The sequence below is a fragment of the Actinomadura rubteroloni genome (assembly GCF_002911665.1).
In the GTDB taxonomy this organism is placed as follows: Bacteria; Actinomycetota; Actinomycetes; order Streptosporangiales; family Streptosporangiaceae; genus Spirillospora; species Spirillospora rubteroloni.
In genome coordinates this window covers 530,956-545,538 of record NZ_MTBP01000002.1, presented here as the reverse complement: position 1 = coordinate 545,538, position 14,583 = coordinate 530,956, and the positions used below count along the sequence as shown (strand labels likewise).

The 14,583-nt window shown below is 73.6% G+C and carries 13 protein-coding genes; 4 read left to right on the top strand and 9 right to left on the bottom strand.

Going from position 1 to position 14,583, the window contains the following annotated elements; all coding sequences use genetic code 11:
* Positions 1–70: 70 nt before the first annotated feature.
* Positions 71–3,193 carry a bifunctional [glutamine synthetase] adenylyltransferase/[glutamine synthetase]-adenylyl-L-tyrosine phosphorylase gene (locus tag BTM25_RS13970; protein ID WP_103563341.1) on the top strand — a complete coding sequence of 1,041 codons (3,123 nt, stop codon included), beginning with the start codon at positions 71–73 and terminating at the stop codon, positions 3,191–3,193.
* Positions 3,194–3,238: 45 nt separating this feature from the next.
* Here the strand turns inward: BTM25_RS13970 and BTM25_RS13965 are convergent, their stop codons facing one another.
* The 3 genes from BTM25_RS13965 to glnA all read right to left on the bottom strand — a co-directional run bounded on the left by BTM25_RS13965 (position 3,239) and on the right by glnA (position 6,385).
* Entirely contained in the window at positions 3,239–4,108 is an 870-nt protein-coding gene (locus tag BTM25_RS13965) for a phosphatase PAP2 family protein (RefSeq protein ID WP_103563340.1), read from the bottom strand.
* A gap of 247 nt (positions 4,109–4,355) precedes the next feature.
* Positions 4,356–4,760 (bottom strand): OsmC family protein, encoded by a 405-nt coding sequence (locus BTM25_RS13960; RefSeq protein WP_103563339.1) that lies wholly within the window; start codon positions 4,758–4,760, stop codon positions 4,356–4,358.
* Between the two features lie 200 nt (positions 4,761–4,960).
* Positions 4,961–6,385, bottom strand: a complete 1,425-nt coding sequence (gene glnA, locus BTM25_RS13955) for a type I glutamate--ammonia ligase (protein ID WP_103563338.1) — start codon at positions 6,383–6,385, stop codon at positions 4,961–4,963.
* Positions 6,386–6,596: 211 nt separating this feature from the next.
* Between glnA and BTM25_RS13950 the strand changes: the two genes are divergently transcribed.
* Entirely contained in the window at positions 6,597–7,079 is a 483-nt protein-coding gene (locus tag BTM25_RS13950; protein WP_103563337.1) for an RDD family protein, read from the top strand.
* Positions 7,080–7,229: 150 nt separating this feature from the next.
* Here the strand turns inward: BTM25_RS13950 and BTM25_RS13945 are convergent, their stop codons facing one another.
* Positions 7,230–7,925, bottom strand: a complete 696-nt coding sequence (locus BTM25_RS13945; RefSeq protein ID WP_103563336.1) for a DUF4191 domain-containing protein — start codon at positions 7,923–7,925, stop codon at positions 7,230–7,232.
* Between the two features lie 54 nt (positions 7,926–7,979).
* Entirely contained in the window at positions 7,980–8,909 is a 930-nt protein-coding gene (gene lipA / locus BTM25_RS13940) for a lipoyl synthase (RefSeq protein ID WP_103563335.1), read from the bottom strand.
* 175 nt (positions 8,910–9,084) lie between these two features.
* Here lipA and BTM25_RS13935 point away from each other — a divergent pair, with 175 nt between their 5' ends.
* Positions 9,085–9,582, top strand: coding sequence for a YfbM family protein (locus tag BTM25_RS13935; protein WP_235828402.1), 498 nt, complete (start codon positions 9,085–9,087; stop codon positions 9,580–9,582).
* On the opposite strand, the gene lipB is transcribed toward BTM25_RS13935, so the two are convergent.
* Together lipB and BTM25_RS13925 are read right to left on the bottom strand one after the other, a co-directional pair.
* Entirely contained in the window at positions 9,549–10,304 is a 756-nt protein-coding gene (gene lipB / locus BTM25_RS13930) for a lipoyl(octanoyl) transferase LipB (protein ID WP_407923399.1), read from the bottom strand. The genes BTM25_RS13935 and lipB overlap by 34 nt on opposite strands.
* Positions 10,305–10,323: 19 nt before the next feature.
* Entirely contained in the window at positions 10,324–11,064 is a 741-nt protein-coding gene (locus BTM25_RS13925; protein ID WP_103563332.1) for a Type 1 glutamine amidotransferase-like domain-containing protein, read from the bottom strand.
* A gap of 145 nt (positions 11,065–11,209) precedes the next feature.
* Here BTM25_RS13925 and BTM25_RS13920 point away from each other — a divergent pair, with 145 nt between their 5' ends.
* Positions 11,210–11,512 carry a hypothetical protein gene (locus tag BTM25_RS13920; RefSeq protein ID WP_103563331.1) on the top strand — a complete coding sequence of 101 codons (303 nt, stop codon included), beginning with the start codon at positions 11,210–11,212 and terminating at the stop codon, positions 11,510–11,512.
* Between the two features lie 55 nt (positions 11,513–11,567).
* Here BTM25_RS13920 and sucB read toward each other — a convergent pair whose 3' ends face one another.
* On the bottom strand, positions 11,568–13,064 hold the full coding sequence (sucB, locus tag BTM25_RS13915) for a 2-oxoglutarate dehydrogenase, E2 component, dihydrolipoamide succinyltransferase (RefSeq protein WP_103563330.1): 1,497 nt from the start codon (positions 13,062–13,064) through the stop codon (positions 11,568–11,570).
* A gap of 37 nt (positions 13,065–13,101) precedes the next feature.
* On the bottom strand, positions 13,102–14,490 hold the full coding sequence (gene lpdA, locus BTM25_RS13910; protein ID WP_103563329.1) for a dihydrolipoyl dehydrogenase: 1,389 nt from the start codon (positions 14,488–14,490) through the stop codon (positions 13,102–13,104).
* Between the last annotated feature and the right edge of the window lie 93 nt (positions 14,491–14,583).

The window sequence follows — 14,583 nt, the reverse complement described above, 5'->3', positions numbered from 1 at the left end:
CCGATTTGAGATCGGCTCGTAGTGCCCTCCGGCCGTCCGTACGGGGCTTCCCGGGTTTACCGTTGACGCCGTGAGCGAGTCGTGGACCTCTGAACGCCGTCCCTCCCTGACCGGTCGCCTGGCGCGGCTCGGCTTCACCGACGCCGCCCGGGCGGAGCGGTTGCTGGCCGAGGCCGACCGCGGCCCCGGCACCCTGCCGGGCGACGAGCTGATCGGCGCGCTCGGCGGCACCGCCGACCCCGACCTCGCGCTCGGCGGCCTGCTGCGGCTGTTCGCCGCGGCGGACGAGCGCGGCCTCGGCGGGGCGCTGCGCACCGCGCTCGGCGCCGAGCCCGACGTGCGGGACCGGCTGCTGGCCGTCCTCGGCGTGAGCGACGCCCTCGCCGACCACCTCGCCCGCCACCCCGGGCACTGGTCGGTCCTGCGCGCGACGCCCGCCGACTTCCCCGCGACGACCGGGCAGGGCGCGCTGCCGGGCGACGACGACGTCGAGCCGTCCCGGGAGCTGCGGGCCGCCGAACTGCGCGCCGCGCTGCTGCGGGCCGTCGGCGCCGACCCCGCCGCCCCCGACCCCGTCGCGTCCGGGTCGGGCGGCGACACGCTCGTCGCGCTGCGCGCCGAGTACCGCCGCCAGCTCCTCGCGCTCGCCGGGCTCGACCTCACCGGCGCCGCCGAGGTGTCCGGCGTCGCCGCCGACCTCGCCGACCTCGCCGCCGCCGCGCTGGCGGCCGGGCTCGCCGTCGCGCGCGCCGAGGTGCCCGAGCACGCGTCCTGCCGGCTCGCCGTCATCGGCATGGGCAAGGCGGGCGGACGGGAGCTGAACTACGTCAGCGACGTCGACGTCATCTTCGTGGCCGAGGCCGCCGACGGCGTCGAGGAGGACGCCGCGCTGCGCGTCGCCACCCGGCTCGCGTCGGCGATGATGCGGGCGTGCTCGGCCAGCACCGTCGAGGGCTCGCTGTGGGAGGTGGACGCGGCGCTGCGGCCCGAGGGCAAGGCCGGGCCGCTCGTCCGGTCCCTGAACAGCCACCGCGCGTACTACGAGCGCTGGGCCAAGACGTGGGAGTTCCAGGCGCTGCTGAAGGCCCGTCCGCTCGCGGGCGACCCCGGGCTCGGCGAGCGCTACCTCGACACGATCACGCCGCTGGTGTGGAAGGCCGCCGAGGGCGAGAAGTTCGTCGAGGACGTCCAGGACATGCGCCGCCGCGTCGAGGCCGACCTGCACCGGCGCTCCGCCGAGGCCGAACGGCAGCTCAAGCTCGGCCCCGGCGGGCTGCGCGACATCGAGTTCGCCGTGCAGCTCCTCCAGCTCGTCCACGGCCGCGCCGACGAGTCGCTGCGCAGCCCCACCACGCTCGACGCGCTGGACGCCCTGTCGGCCGGCGGGTACGTCGGCCGCGACGACGCCGCCGCGCTCGCGTCGGCCTACCGGTTCCTGCGCCGCGTCGAGCATCTCGTCCAGCTCCACCACCTGCGGCGCACCCATCTCGTCCCCGACGACGAGGCGGACCTGCGGCGGCTCGGCCGCGCGCTCGGGCTGCGCGCCGAGCCGGTCGGGGAGTTCACCGCCCTGTGGCGGCGGCACGCCCGCGAGGTCCGCCGGATCCACGAGAAGCTGTTCTACCGGCCGCTGCTGCGCGCCGTCGCCAAGCTGCCGGGCGAGGAGGCCCGGCTGACGCCCGACGCGGCGCGGACGCGGCTCGTCGCGCTCGGCTACCACGACCCGGCGGGCGCGCTGCGGCACATCGAGGCGCTGACGTCCGGGGTGTCGCGGCGCGCGTCGATCCAGCGGACGCTGCTGCCGGTCATGCTCGGCTGGTTCGCCGACGCCCCCGACCCCGACGCCGGGCTGCTGGCGTTCCGAAAGGTCAGCGACGCGCTCGGCGCCACGCCCTGGTACCTGCGGCTGCTGCGCGACGAGGTCACGGTCGCCGAGCGGATGGCGCGCGTCCTCGGCACCAGCCGGTACGCGACCGACCTGCTCCTGCGCGCTCCCGAGGCCGTCACGATCCTCGGCAGCAAGGCGGAGCTGACACCCCGGCCGCTCGCGGCGCTGCGCGGCGAGGCCCTCGCGGCCGTCCGGCGGCACACCGGGTCGGACGGGGCCCCGGGCGGCAAGGCGGGCGGGGCGCTGCCCGCCGAGGACGCGGTCGCGGCGGCGCGCGGCGTCCGGCGGCGCGAGCTGTTCCGCGTCTCGGTCGCCGACGTGCTCGGCCTCACCGACATCGAGACGGTCGGGGAGTCCCTGACCGACATCACGACCGTCACGCTGGAGGCCGCGCTCCAGGCCGCCACCAGCAAGATCGAGATGGAGCGCCGGGCGCCGCTGCCGACCCGGCTCGCCATCGTCGCGATGGGACGGTTCGGCGGCCACGAGATGGGCTACGGCAGCGACGCCGACATCATGTTCGTCCACGACCCGCTGCCCGGCGCCGACGACGCGGACGCGGGCCGCGCCGCGCACGCCGTCGCCGAGGAGACGCGCCGCCTCCTGGCCCTGCCCGCCGCCGACCCGCCGCTGGAGCTGGACCCGAACCTGCGCCCGGAGGGACGGCAGGGGCCGCTGGTCCGCTCGCTGGCGTCCTACGCCGCCTACTACGCGCGCTGGTCGGCGCCGTGGGAGAGCCAGGCGCTGCTGCGCGCGGACCCGCTGATCGGGGACGCGGACCTGAACGAGAGGTTCCGCGCCCTCATCGACCCGATCCGCTGGCCCGAGGACGGCATCGACGACGACGCGCTCCGCCAGATCCGGCGGCTGAAGGCGCGCATGGAGTCCGAGCGGCTGCCGCGCGGCGTCGAGCGTCGCCTGCACATGAAGCTCGGGCCCGGCGGCCTGTCCGACGTCGAGTGGGTCGCGCAGCTCCTCCAGCTCCAGCACGCCTGGGAGGTGCCCGCGCTGCGCACGACCCGGACGCTGGCCGCGCTGGACGCCGCCGTCGCCGCGCACCTGCTCGACGCGTCCGACGCCGAGGCCCTGGCCGACGCCTGGCGGCTGGCGTCCCGGCTGCGCGGCGCGATGATGCTCGTGCGCGGACGCGCGTCCGACCTGCTGCCGACCGACCACCACAACGAGCGCACGTCCATCACCCAGATGCTCGGCTACGCGGCCACCGGCGAGCTGCTGGAGGACTACCGCCGCCGCGCCCGCCACGCCCGCGCGGTCGTGGACCGCGTCTTCTACGGCGTCGAATAGGCGAAGGGCGCCCCGGGGGGTCTCCCGGGGCGCCCCTGCGGCGGTTCAGGCGGCCGACGAGCTTCGCGACGTCGCCGGAGCCGTGCTCTGGTGCTGGCGGAGCCGCGTCAGCGCCTTGCCCGGCAGCCCCGACAGGCGTGCCGGGCACCGGTGGTAGGCGAGCCACGCCAGGCCCAGCGACGCGCCGATCAGGCCCATCCCGACGACCGCGTCCAGCACGTAGTGGTTCGCGGTCGAGAGGATCACGAACAGCGTCGTCGCCGGATACAGCAGCGCGGCGACGCGCACCCACCGGCGCGAGGCCAGCCTCGCGACCACGAACCCGCACCACAGCGCCCAGCCCGCGTGCATCGACGGCATCGCCGCGTACTGGTTGGTGAGCGTCCCGGACGCGTCGCTGGCGTACAGCCCGAGCGAGTGCAGGGCCGTCACCGGGTCCACGAAGCCTTCGGCGTGCAGGAAGCGCGGCGGCGCGAGCGGGTACAGCCAGAAGCCGAGCAGCGCGACGGCCGTCGCGGTGATCAGCGACGTCCGCAGCCACCGGTAGTCGGCCGGACGGCAGCGCCACACCCACACCACCACCGCGAGCGTGATCACGAAATGCGCGGTGGCGTAGAAGATGTTGGCGGTGCGCGCCAGCCAGGGGAGGTGCAGCAGCGTCTGGTTGAGTCCCAGTTCGACGTCGATCCCGAGGAACCGCTCGAACCGCAGGATCTGCTCGGCGTGCCGGAAGGCGGGGGCGGTGCCGTCCGACACGAGCACGAGCCGGGTCAGGGTATAGCCCGTGTAGAAGACGGCGATGAGGAGCAGCTCGCGCCAGACGGCGGGAGCGGCGGCCGGGCCGGGCCGGGTGTCGCGGTCGCGACCGCCGGGCCGGGGCTGGCCTCTGGGGGGTGCTGGGGCGGTTTGGGCCATGTTACCTATCTTTGCCGTGGGGTCACCGGCTTGAGATCACCGCGACGGACGGTCTTCATCTCAGCCTTGAGTAGTAGGTCGCTGAGGCGGCGTCCGGACCTTCGGTGGAGGCGGCCTGGACCCCTCGGTGGGGCGGGCCGTCCCCGGCCCGGCGAACGCGGTGCTCACACGGCTCCCTCCGCCGCCGCGGGGGGATGCGGCGACGCACGGCACCTACCCGATCGGTCGTCGATCATGACGGCCCGGGTCAGGGGAGCGCGGGGAGGACCTGTTCGACCGCCGTCGGTTCGCGGAGCGCCGTGCCGACCGTGCAGTACCGCTCGTGGACGCGGTGCGCGACGGCCGCCAGCACCTCGGCGGCCTTCTCGTCGCCCTCGGGCAGCTCCACGTCGTAGGTCAGGGTGATCGTCCCCAGCCGGTTGGACGCGACCTTCTCGGCCGACACCGTCGCGGCGAGCCGCACCATCCGGTGCCCGCGCTGCGCCGTCAGCGGCTCCACGGTGACCAGCTCGCAGCCGCCGAGCGCGGCGAGCAGCAGTTCGACCGGGCTGAACACCCCGGCCTCGTCGGGCGCGCCGATCGCGACCCGCGCGCCCCGGTCGTTGACGGCCTCGAACCCGTCCTCGGTGCGCCGCACTTCCACGCCGGCCATGAGATCTCCCTTGATCGTCCTCGCCCCGGGCACAACGCGTCCCCGCCGCGTGGTCTTCCCGCCGGACGGCCGGTGTTCCCTTCGTCACTCCGGCCGCGCGGGAAACGGAGAAGGGCCGCCTGCCGTCACGGCGGGCGGCCCCGAAGGCGCCGAGAACGCGTTTCCGGCGGACGCCCCGGCACGGGACGTCCGCCGGCTGATCACACGTCGAAGTAGATCTCGAACTCGTGCGGGTGCGGGCGGAGCCGGATTGGGTCGATCTCGAACTCGCGCTTCATGGTGATCCAGGTCTCCACGAGGTCGGGGGTGAACACGCCGCCCTCCAGGAGGTAGTCGTGGTCGTCCTCCAGCGCCGCGAGCACGGCCTCCAGCGACCCCGGCACCTGCGGGATCGCGCGGGCCTCCTCCGGCGGCAGCTCGTAGAGGTCCTTGTCCACGGGCTCGGCGGGCTCGATCTTGTTCTTGATGCCGTCCAGCCCGGCCATCAGCATCGCCGAGAACGCCAGGTACGGGTTGCAGGACGGGTCCGGAACGCGGAACTCGACGCGCTTGGCCTTCGGGTTCGACCCGGTGATCGGGATCCGGATGCACGCCGACCGGTTGCGCTGGGAGTACACGAGGTTCACCGGCGCCTCGAAGCCCGGGACGAGCCGGTGGAACGAGTTCACCGTCGGGTTCGTGAACGCCAGCAGCGACGGGGCGTGCCGCAGCAGGCCGCCGATGTAGTACCGCGCGTTGTCCGACAGGCCCGCGTAGCCGACCTCGTCGTAGAACAGCGGCGAGCCGTCCTTCCACAGCGACTGGTGGACGTGCATGCCCGAGCCGTTGTCGCCGAAGATCGGCTTCGGCATGAACGTGACGGCCTTGCCCGCCGCCCGCGCCACGCTCTTCACGACGTACTTGTAGAGCATGAGGTTGTCGGCGGTCTTCAGCAGCGTGTCGAACCGGAAGTCGATCTCCGACTGGCCCGCCGTCCCGACCTCGTGGTGCTGCATCTCCACGTGGATGCCCACGTTGAGGAGCTGGGTCACCATCTCCGAGCGCAGGTCGGTGTAGTGGTCCATCGGCGGGACGGGGAAGTACCCGCCCTTGTACGGCGGCTTCGCCCCGAGGTTGCCGCCCTCCTCCTCGCGCCCGGTGTTCCACGCGCCCTCGATCGAGTCGAGGAAGTAGTAGCCCGCGTTCTGCTTCGTCTCGAACCGGACGTCGTCGAAGATGTAGAACTCCGCCTCCGGCCCGCAGTAGACCGTGTCGGCGATGTTCGTGCCGCGCAGGTAGTCCTGGGCCTTGCGGGCGACGTTGCGGGGGTCGCGGCTGTAGGGCTCGCCGGTCAGGGGGTCGTGCACGAAGAAGTTGAGGTTCAGCGTCTTGTGCTGGCGGAAGGGGTCCACCACGGCGGTCGCGGGGTCCGGGAGCAGGAGCATGTCCGACTCGTGGATCTCCTGGAAGCCGCGGACGGACGAGCCGTCGAACATCAGCCCGTCGGTGAACACGTTCTCGCCGAAGCTCTCCACCGGGAACGTGAAGTGCTGCATCTTGCCCGGCAGGTCGACGAACCGGCAGTCGACGAAACGCACTTCCTCGTTGCGGATGAAGCTCAGAACCTCATCGGCACTGCTGAACATTCAGCCTCCTTGGGGCGCTCTTGGGCTGGATCCCAGGCTAGGCGCACGGCCGTTTCCCGGCCGTGTCTGATGTGTATCCCCTGTGTTACATATCACGTCGTGACTTCGATCACGGCTTCTTCGTCCGAGAAAGGACGGCGGCGCGAGGCGGGCGGCTCCGGTCCGGGCAGGCCGCGAATCAGCCATACCCCGGAGCAGATAGCGTATTCCCATGAGCAGTGACGGGCGGCGCGGCGCCACGCCGCGATGGACGCAGACCTGGCTGACCGGCACCCGGTCGGCGGGTGTCGACCTCGGCGAGCCCGGGGAACGGCTCGGGTTGCCCGTGAGCGGAAGCGGCTCGGCCGCCGGCTACGGCCGCCGACTCGGCGCGCTGTTCGTCGACTGGGCGCTGTCGCTGCTCGTCGCCAGCCTGCTCACCCGCGCGTTCGACCTGGAGCCCTCGCAGCGCAGTCTCGTGACGCTCGCGGTGTTCGCCGTCCAGGCGTGGGTGCTGACGGGCCTGCTCGGCGTCACGATCGGCAAGCGGCTGTTCGGCGTCCGGGTCGTCCGGCTGGACGGGCGCCCGCTCGGCCTCGGCTGGGGCCTCGCCCGCGCGGTGCTGCTCATCGCGGTCGTCCCCGCGCTCATCTGGGACCGCGACCAGCGCGGCCTCCACGACCGAGCAGCGAACACCGTTGTCATCAAGGGGTAGCGACCCCCCTGGAACCCCCCGCCGGGCGCGCACGCAGCATCCTCGCTCGCAGAGCTCGCTGCGGTGCAGCCTGCACGCTCGCGTTCTCCCGCGGACTCGCTGGCGCTCGCCCGCGTGAGAACGCGTTCCCCGGCTGGGGCGCGGGAGGCGTCAGCGGGTCTTGGGCTTGGGGCCGCGGGGCATGCGGGCGCCCTTGGGGATCGGGCCCTTCGGCATCTGCATCGAGCGCGGGAGCGCCTGGAGGCGGCCGTTCAGCTCCGCCACCTGCGGCTTGGTGAGGTTGCGGGGGAGCTTCATCAGGTGGCGCTGGAGCTTGGCCACCGGGATCTGGCCCTCGTCGTCGCCCACCTGGATGTCATAGATCGGCACCTGCTGCGCGGCGCGGGCGATGCGCTTCTTCTCCGCGCCGAGCAGCGCGCCGACGCGGCTGCGCGGCCCCTCGGAGACCAGGACGACGCCCGGACGGCCCACGGCCCGGTGCACCATGTCGAGGCTGCGGTTGCCCGCGACGGCCTCGGTGACCGACCAGCCGCCGCGCATGTTGTTCAGGATCGCCGCGGCGGCGCCCGGCTGCCCGGCGATCACCTTGTACTGGGCGCGCTGCGCGAGCTGGCCGAACACGACCACGCCGACCGCGAACGCCGCGAGCAGCGCCAGCGGGACGAACAGCCAGAGCTGCCCGGCCAGCAGCCCGATGAGGACGACGACGGCCAGCGTGCCGAGGGAGGCGGCGGCGACGATCGGCAGGGCCTTCGGGTCCGTCTGGCGCAGGATCTTGGCGACCATGCGGATCTGCTGCAGGCGTCCCGGATTCTCCTGAACCCCGTCCACGGGCTTTTTCGACATGCGCCCAAGGATAGTCGCGCGCCGCCGCGCGCCGCGCCGCCGCCCGCCGCCGGGTCAGGCCCCGCGCGCCGCGACCGCCTGCTGGTAGAGCCGTCCCGCGCGGTAGCTGGACCGCACCAGCGGCCCGGACATGACGCCCGCGAACCCGATGCTCTCGGCCTCGGCGGACAGCTCCACGAACTCCTCCGGTTTCACCCAGCGCTCCACCGGGTGGTGGCGCGGCGACGGCCGCAGGTACTGCGTGATCGTGATCAGTTCGCAACCGGCGTCGTGCAGGTCGCGCAGCGCCTGCGACACCTCCTCGCGGGTCTCGCCCATGCCGAGGATGAGGTTGGACTTGGTCACCAGGCCGTCCGCGCGGGCCCGCGTGATGACGTCCAGGGAGCGCTCGTACCGGAACCCCGGCCGGATCCGCTTGAAGATGCGCGGCACGGTCTCCACGTTGTGCGCGAGCACCTCGGGACGGGAGCCGAACACCTCGGAGAGCTGCGCCGGGTCGGCGTTGAAGTCGGGGATGAGCAGTTCGACGCCGCAGCCGTCCACCGCCGCGTGGATCTGCCGGACGGTCTCGGCGTACAGCCAGGCTCCGCCGTCCTCCAGGTCGTCGCGGGCGACCCCGGTCACCGTGGCGTACTTCAGGCCCATCGACGCGACGGACTCGGCGACGCGGCGCGGCTCGTCGCGGTCCAGCGCGGCGGGACGGCCGGTGTCGATCTGGCAGAAGTCGCAGCGCCGCGTGCACTGGTCGCCGCCGATGAGGAACGTGGCCTCGCGGTCCTCCCAGCACTCGTAGATGTTGGGACAGCCCGCCTCCTGGCAGACGGTGTGCAGGCCCTCGGACTTCACCAGGCGCGTCAGCTCGCGGTACTGCGGGCCGGTCTTCAGCCGGGTCTTGATCCAGTCCGGCTTGCGCTCGATGGGGGTCTGGCTGTTGCGGGCCTCGATGCGGAGGAGCTTGCGTCCCTCAGGTGTCGCCGTCGTCACCGCTCCAGACTACGTCGCCCGCCGAGGTCACCGTCACCTCGGCCGTCATGTACCGATGGGGACTCGATTGGCCGCTTTTCTCCCCTGAGCACCGGGGATCTCTCTAAGGTGACTCCCTGTCGTCACGCCGACCCCCGCTATTCCACGCCGCAGGAGGACCACCGTGGGCCTTGCCATGTCGTTTCTCAGGGTGCCGCCCGTGCTGGACGGCGCGGCGGATCCCGCCGTCGTCGCGCGGCGGCTGTTCGGCGCGGGCGGCGCGCGTCCGGCCGGGACGGCGCTGGACCTCGGTGGAGCGTGGCAGGCCGTCCACTACCTGCTCACCGGCGACCCGTGGGACGGCCCGCAGCCCGAGGGCGACGTGGTGTGCGGCGGCCGGCTGCTGACCGAGGACGGCGCCGACGAGCTCGGCCGCGACGTCATCTACCTGGAGCCCGCGCGGGTCGCGCCGATCGCGGCGTACCTGGCGGCGACGCCGTTCGGCGCGGTCGCGGGACGGTTCGACCTGACGGCGATGAAGGCGGCGCACGTCCAGGACGCCGACGCGTTCGACGACGGCGTCCTGGACCGCGTGCTGGCCCCGGCGTACGCCGCGCTCGGCCGGTTCTTCGGGCAGGCGGCGGACGCGGGCGAGGCCGTCTACAAGGCGATGGAGGAGCGCCCGGCGCGCTGAGCGGCGGCGTCGACCTGCGCGACGGTGCGGTGCAGCGTCCCGGCCGCGCCGAGGACGGCGGCGAGATGGCGCTCCACCAGCGGCAGCACCTCGGCGACCGGGACGCGGCGGCCCGTCTCGCGGGTGAGGTTGGTGGAGCCCGCGTCCCGGATCCCGCACGGGACGATCCGGTCGAACCAGCTCATGTCATTGTCACAGTTGAGCTGGAAGCCGTGCATGGCCACGCCGCGCGACACCCGGATCCCGATGGAGCCGATCTTGCGGTCCGGCGTGCCGGGCACCCAGAGCCCGCTGCGGCCCTCGACCGTGACGGTCTCCAGCCCGAACTCGGCGCACACCGCCATCATCATGCGCTCCAGCAGGCGGACGTAGGCGACGACGTCCACCGGATCGGTCAGCTTGACGATCGGGTACCCGGTGAGCTGCCCCGGCCCGTGCCAGGTGATCTTGCCGCCGCGGTCCACGTCCACGACCGGTGCGCCCGCGTCGCCGAACGGGCGGTCCGCCGCCTCGGTGCGCTTGCCGGCCGTGTAGACCGGACGGTGCTCCATCAGCAGGACGGTGTCGGGCAGCAGGTCGTCGGCCCGCAGCGCGTGGGTGCGGCGCTGGAGGGCCCAGCCGTCCTCGTACGGGACGGCGGCGTCCCCGAACCCGGCGTGGACGACGATGAGGTCTTCGGCGGCGGAGGCCGGGGATCGCCCGGCCGTCTCGCGTGCGTCCAGTTGTGTCACGACGTCCAGACTATGCCCCGCCCGTGAGCAGGCGCGGGACGATCGGAGTCTCCTTCGCGCCGCCCGTTCCGTCCGGTTCGATCCGGTACGCCCGCGCCTCGTCGCGGAACGACACCGCCTGGACGAACTCGGTCCCGACATAGTGCAGCGCGACGGACTCCTCGGCGGCGTACCCGGCGGGCAGCGTCCCGTCCCCGACGAGCCGGTGCAGCAGCGGCCGGCGGCGCGGCTCGCTGTCGTAGTGGACGCCGCACGCGTACGGCAGGAACCCGAGCCCGTCGGTGAGCGCCGTCAGCTCCGGGCCGAACGAGTCGGTGTTGCCGCCCTCGTGCCAGCACAGCGCGCCCGCGCTCTGCCCCGACAGCACGACGCCGCGCTCCCACGCCTCGCGCAGGACGTCGTCGAGGCCGTGCAGCCGCCACAGCGCCAACAGGTTCGCGACGCTGCCGCCGCTGACGTAGATGAGGTCCTGGGAGAGCAGGTGCGCCCGGACGTCGGCGGTGTTCGGCATCGGGAACAGCGCGAGATGGCTCACCTCGGCGTCCAGCCGGGAGAACGCCTCGTAACAGGTGCCGAGGACCCGGTCGTCGTCGCCCATCGCGGTCGCGAGGAAGCAGACGCGCGGCCGGTCCTGGCCCGTCAGGTCCGCCGCGTACCGCAGCAGCGGGCTCGGCCAGATGCCCTCGCGCTCGTCCCTGCGGAACGAGCCCCCGCCGATGGCGAGGATGTGCGGCTGCCCGTCGGTGCTCATCGCTGTGTTCTCCGTTTCTCTGCTGCCGTGCGTCAGGGGTCCTCGTCACGCTAGGACCGTCGTGCCCGGACGTATCCGCCTTTAGGAATTCTTGACGAGAACGCCGGACGCGTCGGGGACCGCGCCCCGCCGCTACGCTCGGGGCATGGCGAAGATCCCCTCGGCGGCCGTGGCCGCCTCCGGTCTCATCGGCGGTTATGCCGCCGCCCGTTTCACCCGCCGCCGCGAGCTGGGCGGGGTCGTGCTCGCCGCCGCCGGCGCGTGGTGCGCGCGCGAGTGGACGCGCGCCGCCGGGCCGAAGGGCGCGGCCGGGCTGCTGACCGTGTACCTCGCGGGGTTCGGCGGGTCGCACCCGCTCGCGAAGAAGGTCGGCGCGTGGCCCGCCGTGCTCGGCGCCGCGGCCGTGTCGGCGGGAGCGTCGTACGCGGTCGCCGACCGGCGCGGCTGACCGCAGAAACGCGGACGCCCCCGCCGGAGACCGGCGGGGGCGTCGTGCGGAACGCTCAGAGGCCCAGCTCGGCCTCGAAGTTGCCCTCCTCCAGACGGTGCTTGACCGTCCCGAGGAAGCGGGCGGCGTCGGCGCCGTCGATGAGCCGGTGGTCGTAGGTCAGCGCCAGGTAGACCACGGACCGGACGGCGATGACCTCGCCCAGCGCCGGGTCGTCGATGACGGCCGGGCGCTTCACGACCGCGCCCGTGCCGAGCATCGCCACCTGCGGCTGGTTGAGGATCGGCGTGTCGAACAGCGCGCCCCGGCTGCCGGTGTTGGTCAGCGTGAACGTGCCACCCGACAGCTCGTCCGGGCTGACCTTGTTGGTGCGGGTCCGCTCGGCGACGTCGGCGATCCGCTGCGCGAGGCCGCCCAGGTTGAGCTGGCCCGCGTTGTGGATCACCGGGACCATCAGGCCGCGCTCGGGGACGTCCACCGCGATGCCGACGTTCTCGACGTCGTGGTAGGTGACCTCGTCGGTCTCGCTGTTGATGACGGCGTTCAGCTTCGGGTGCGTCTTCAGCGCCTCGATCGCCGCCAGCGCGAAGAACGGCAGGAACGACAGCTTGACGCCCTCGCGCGCCGCGAAGTCGGCCTTGGCCCGGTCGCGCAGCCGCGCGATGCGGGTGATGTCCGCCTCGACGACCGTCGTGAGCTGGGCCGAGACCTGCAGCGACTCCACCATCCGGCGGGCGATCGTCTGCCGGATCCGCGACATCTTCTCGGTCGTGCCGCGCAGCGCGAGCTGCTCGGCGGGCGCCGTCGCCGGGGCGGGCGCGGACGGCGCCGGACGCGCGGCGGACGCCGCCGGAGCCGGGGCGGCCGGGGCCGCGGCGGGCGCCTGCTGCCGCGTGCGGGCGGCCTCCAGGACGTCCTGCTTGCGGATCCGCCCGCCGACGCCGGTGCCCTCGACCGTGCTCAGGTCCACGCCGTGCTCGCCGGCGAGCTTGCGCACCAGCGGCGTCACGTACGGGCCGTCGCCGGACGGGGCCTCGGGCTTCGGAGCCTGCGCCGGAGCCTGCGCCGCAGGGGCGGGCGCGGGAGCCGGGGCCGGACGCTGCGCGACCGGGGCGGGTTCGGGCGCCGCGGGCGGCTGCTGCACCGGCGCGGGCTGGGCGGGCGGCCACGCCGACGGCGGCGGGGCCTGCTGCGCCGGGGCCGGGGCGGGCTCGGGCTCGGGCTCGGGCTGCGCGGCCGGGGCGGGCGGCGCGGCCTGCTCGGGCTGCTCGGCCTGCTCGGCGGCGGGCGCGCCGCCGCCGGACGGGGCGTCGCCCTCGTCCCCGATGACCGCCAGTTCGGCGCCGACCTCGACGGTCTCGTCCTCGGCGACGGTGATGCTGGTCAGGATGCCCGCGGCGGGCGAGGGGATCTCGGTGTCGACCTTGTCGGTCGACACTTCGAGAAGCGGCTCGTCGGTCTCGACGCGCTCACCCTCCTTCTTCAACCAGCGGGTGACGGTGCCCTCGGTGACGCTCTCGCCGAGCTGGGGCATGGTGACGGAGACCGGCATGGCTCTCTGCGACTCCTTCGAATGACTGTGCCGGCGTTCAGCCGTGCACGTGCAATGGCTTGCCGGCGAGAGCCAGGTGTGCCTCGCCGACCGCTTCGGACTGGGTCGGATGGGGATGGATCAGCGAGGCGACCTCGCTCGGCAGGGCTTCCCAGTTGTAGATGAGCTGCCCTTCCGCGATGAGTTCGCCGACACGTGCCCCGACCATGTGCACGCCGAGGACGGGACCGTCCACGGCCGCGACGACCTTGACCTCGCCCTGCGTCCCGAGGATCTTGCTCCGGGGGTTGCCGGCGAGGTCATAGGTCACCTCGTTGATCTCGTGTCCGCGCTCCCGCGCCGCCGCGGTGGTGAGTCCCACCGAGGCGACCTCGGGGTCGGAGTAGGTGATGCGCGGCACGCCGTCGTAGTCGATCGGACGGGGGCTGAGCCCGCCGAGCCGTTCGGCCACGAGGACGCCCTCGGCGAAGCCGACGTGCGCGAGCTGCGGCGTCGGGACGAGATCCCCGACGGCCGAGATGGTGGGGACGTTCGTCCGGCAGAACTCGTCCACGGTGACGAAGCCGCGGTCGGTCGCGACGCCCGCCGTCTCCAGGCCGATCCCGGCGGAGAGGGGGGCGCGGCCGACGGCGACCAGGAGCAGTTCGGCGTCGAGCGCGGTGCCGTCCTCCAGCGCGACCGAGACGCCGCCGGGGGTGGGCTTGACGCCGGACACCTTCGTCCCGAGGCGGAAGCCGATGCCGCGCTTGCGGAAGGCGCGCTCCAGCCGCCGGGAGGACGACTCCTCCTCCAGCGGGAGCAGGTGGGGCAGGGCCTCGACGATCGTGACGTCCGCGCCGAACGACTTCCACACGCTGGCGAACTCGACGCCGATGACGCCGCCGCCGAGCACGATCACCGACGCCGGGATGCGGCCGAGGCGCAGGGCGTGCTCGCTGGAGATGATCCGCTCGCCGTCGATCGTCAGGCCGGGCAGCGAGCGCGGCTCGGACCCGGTGGCGAGGACGACGTGCCCGGCGGTGAGGGTGCGGTCGCCGTCGCCGCCCGTCACCCGGACGGTCGTGGGGCCGGTCAGGGTCCCGGTCCCGGCGACGACGTCGATGCCCCGGCTCTCGATCAGCCCGGTGAGGCCCTTGACGGTGCTGGAGACGACCTTGTCCTTGTAGGCGTCCACGGCGGCGATGTCGACGCCCTCGAACACCGCCTTCACGCCCACGGCGGCGGCGTCGCGCGTCTGGTCGGCGACCTCGGCGGCGTGCAGCAGCGCCTTGGTCGGGATGCAGCCGCGGTTCAGGCACGTCCCGCCGAGCGCGTCGCGCTCCACCAGCGCCACGGAACGCCCGAGTTCGGCCGCGCGCAGAGCGCACGCGTACCCACCGCTGCCGCCGCCCAGGACCACGATGTCGTAGGCGCCGCCGTCCACCACCGAGCAGACCCCCTCAGTTTCTCCCGGTATCCGCGCTCAACCTATGGGTTCGGAACCCCGTGCGGGACCGGAAACGTCGCACGGGGAACCCGC

Coding starts and splice junctions, on each gene's coding strand:
- BTM25_RS13965 (WP_103563340.1), bottom strand. CDS start 4,108: ATGGCCCAAACCGCCCCAGCACCCCCCAGAGGCCAGCCCCGGCCCGGC.
- BTM25_RS13960 (WP_103563339.1), bottom strand. CDS start 4,760: ATGGCCGGCGTGGAAGTGCGGCGCACCGAGGACGGGTTCGAGGCCGTC.
- glnA (WP_103563338.1), bottom strand. CDS start 6,385: ATGTTCAGCAGTGCCGATGAGGTTCTGAGCTTCATCCGCAACGAGGAA.
- BTM25_RS13950 (WP_103563337.1), top strand. CDS start 6,597: ATGAGCAGTGACGGGCGGCGCGGCGCCACGCCGCGATGGACGCAGACC.
- BTM25_RS13945 (WP_103563336.1), bottom strand. CDS start 7,925: ATGTCGAAAAAGCCCGTGGACGGGGTTCAGGAGAATCCGGGACGCCTG.
- BTM25_RS13935 (WP_235828402.1), top strand. CDS start 9,085: ATGTCGTTTCTCAGGGTGCCGCCCGTGCTGGACGGCGCGGCGGATCCC.
- BTM25_RS13925 (WP_103563332.1), bottom strand. CDS start 11,064: ATGAGCACCGACGGGCAGCCGCACATCCTCGCCATCGGCGGGGGCTCG.
- BTM25_RS13920 (WP_103563331.1), top strand. CDS start 11,210: ATGGCGAAGATCCCCTCGGCGGCCGTGGCCGCCTCCGGTCTCATCGGC.
- sucB (WP_103563330.1), bottom strand. CDS start 13,064: ATGCCGGTCTCCGTCACCATGCCCCAGCTCGGCGAGAGCGTCACCGAG.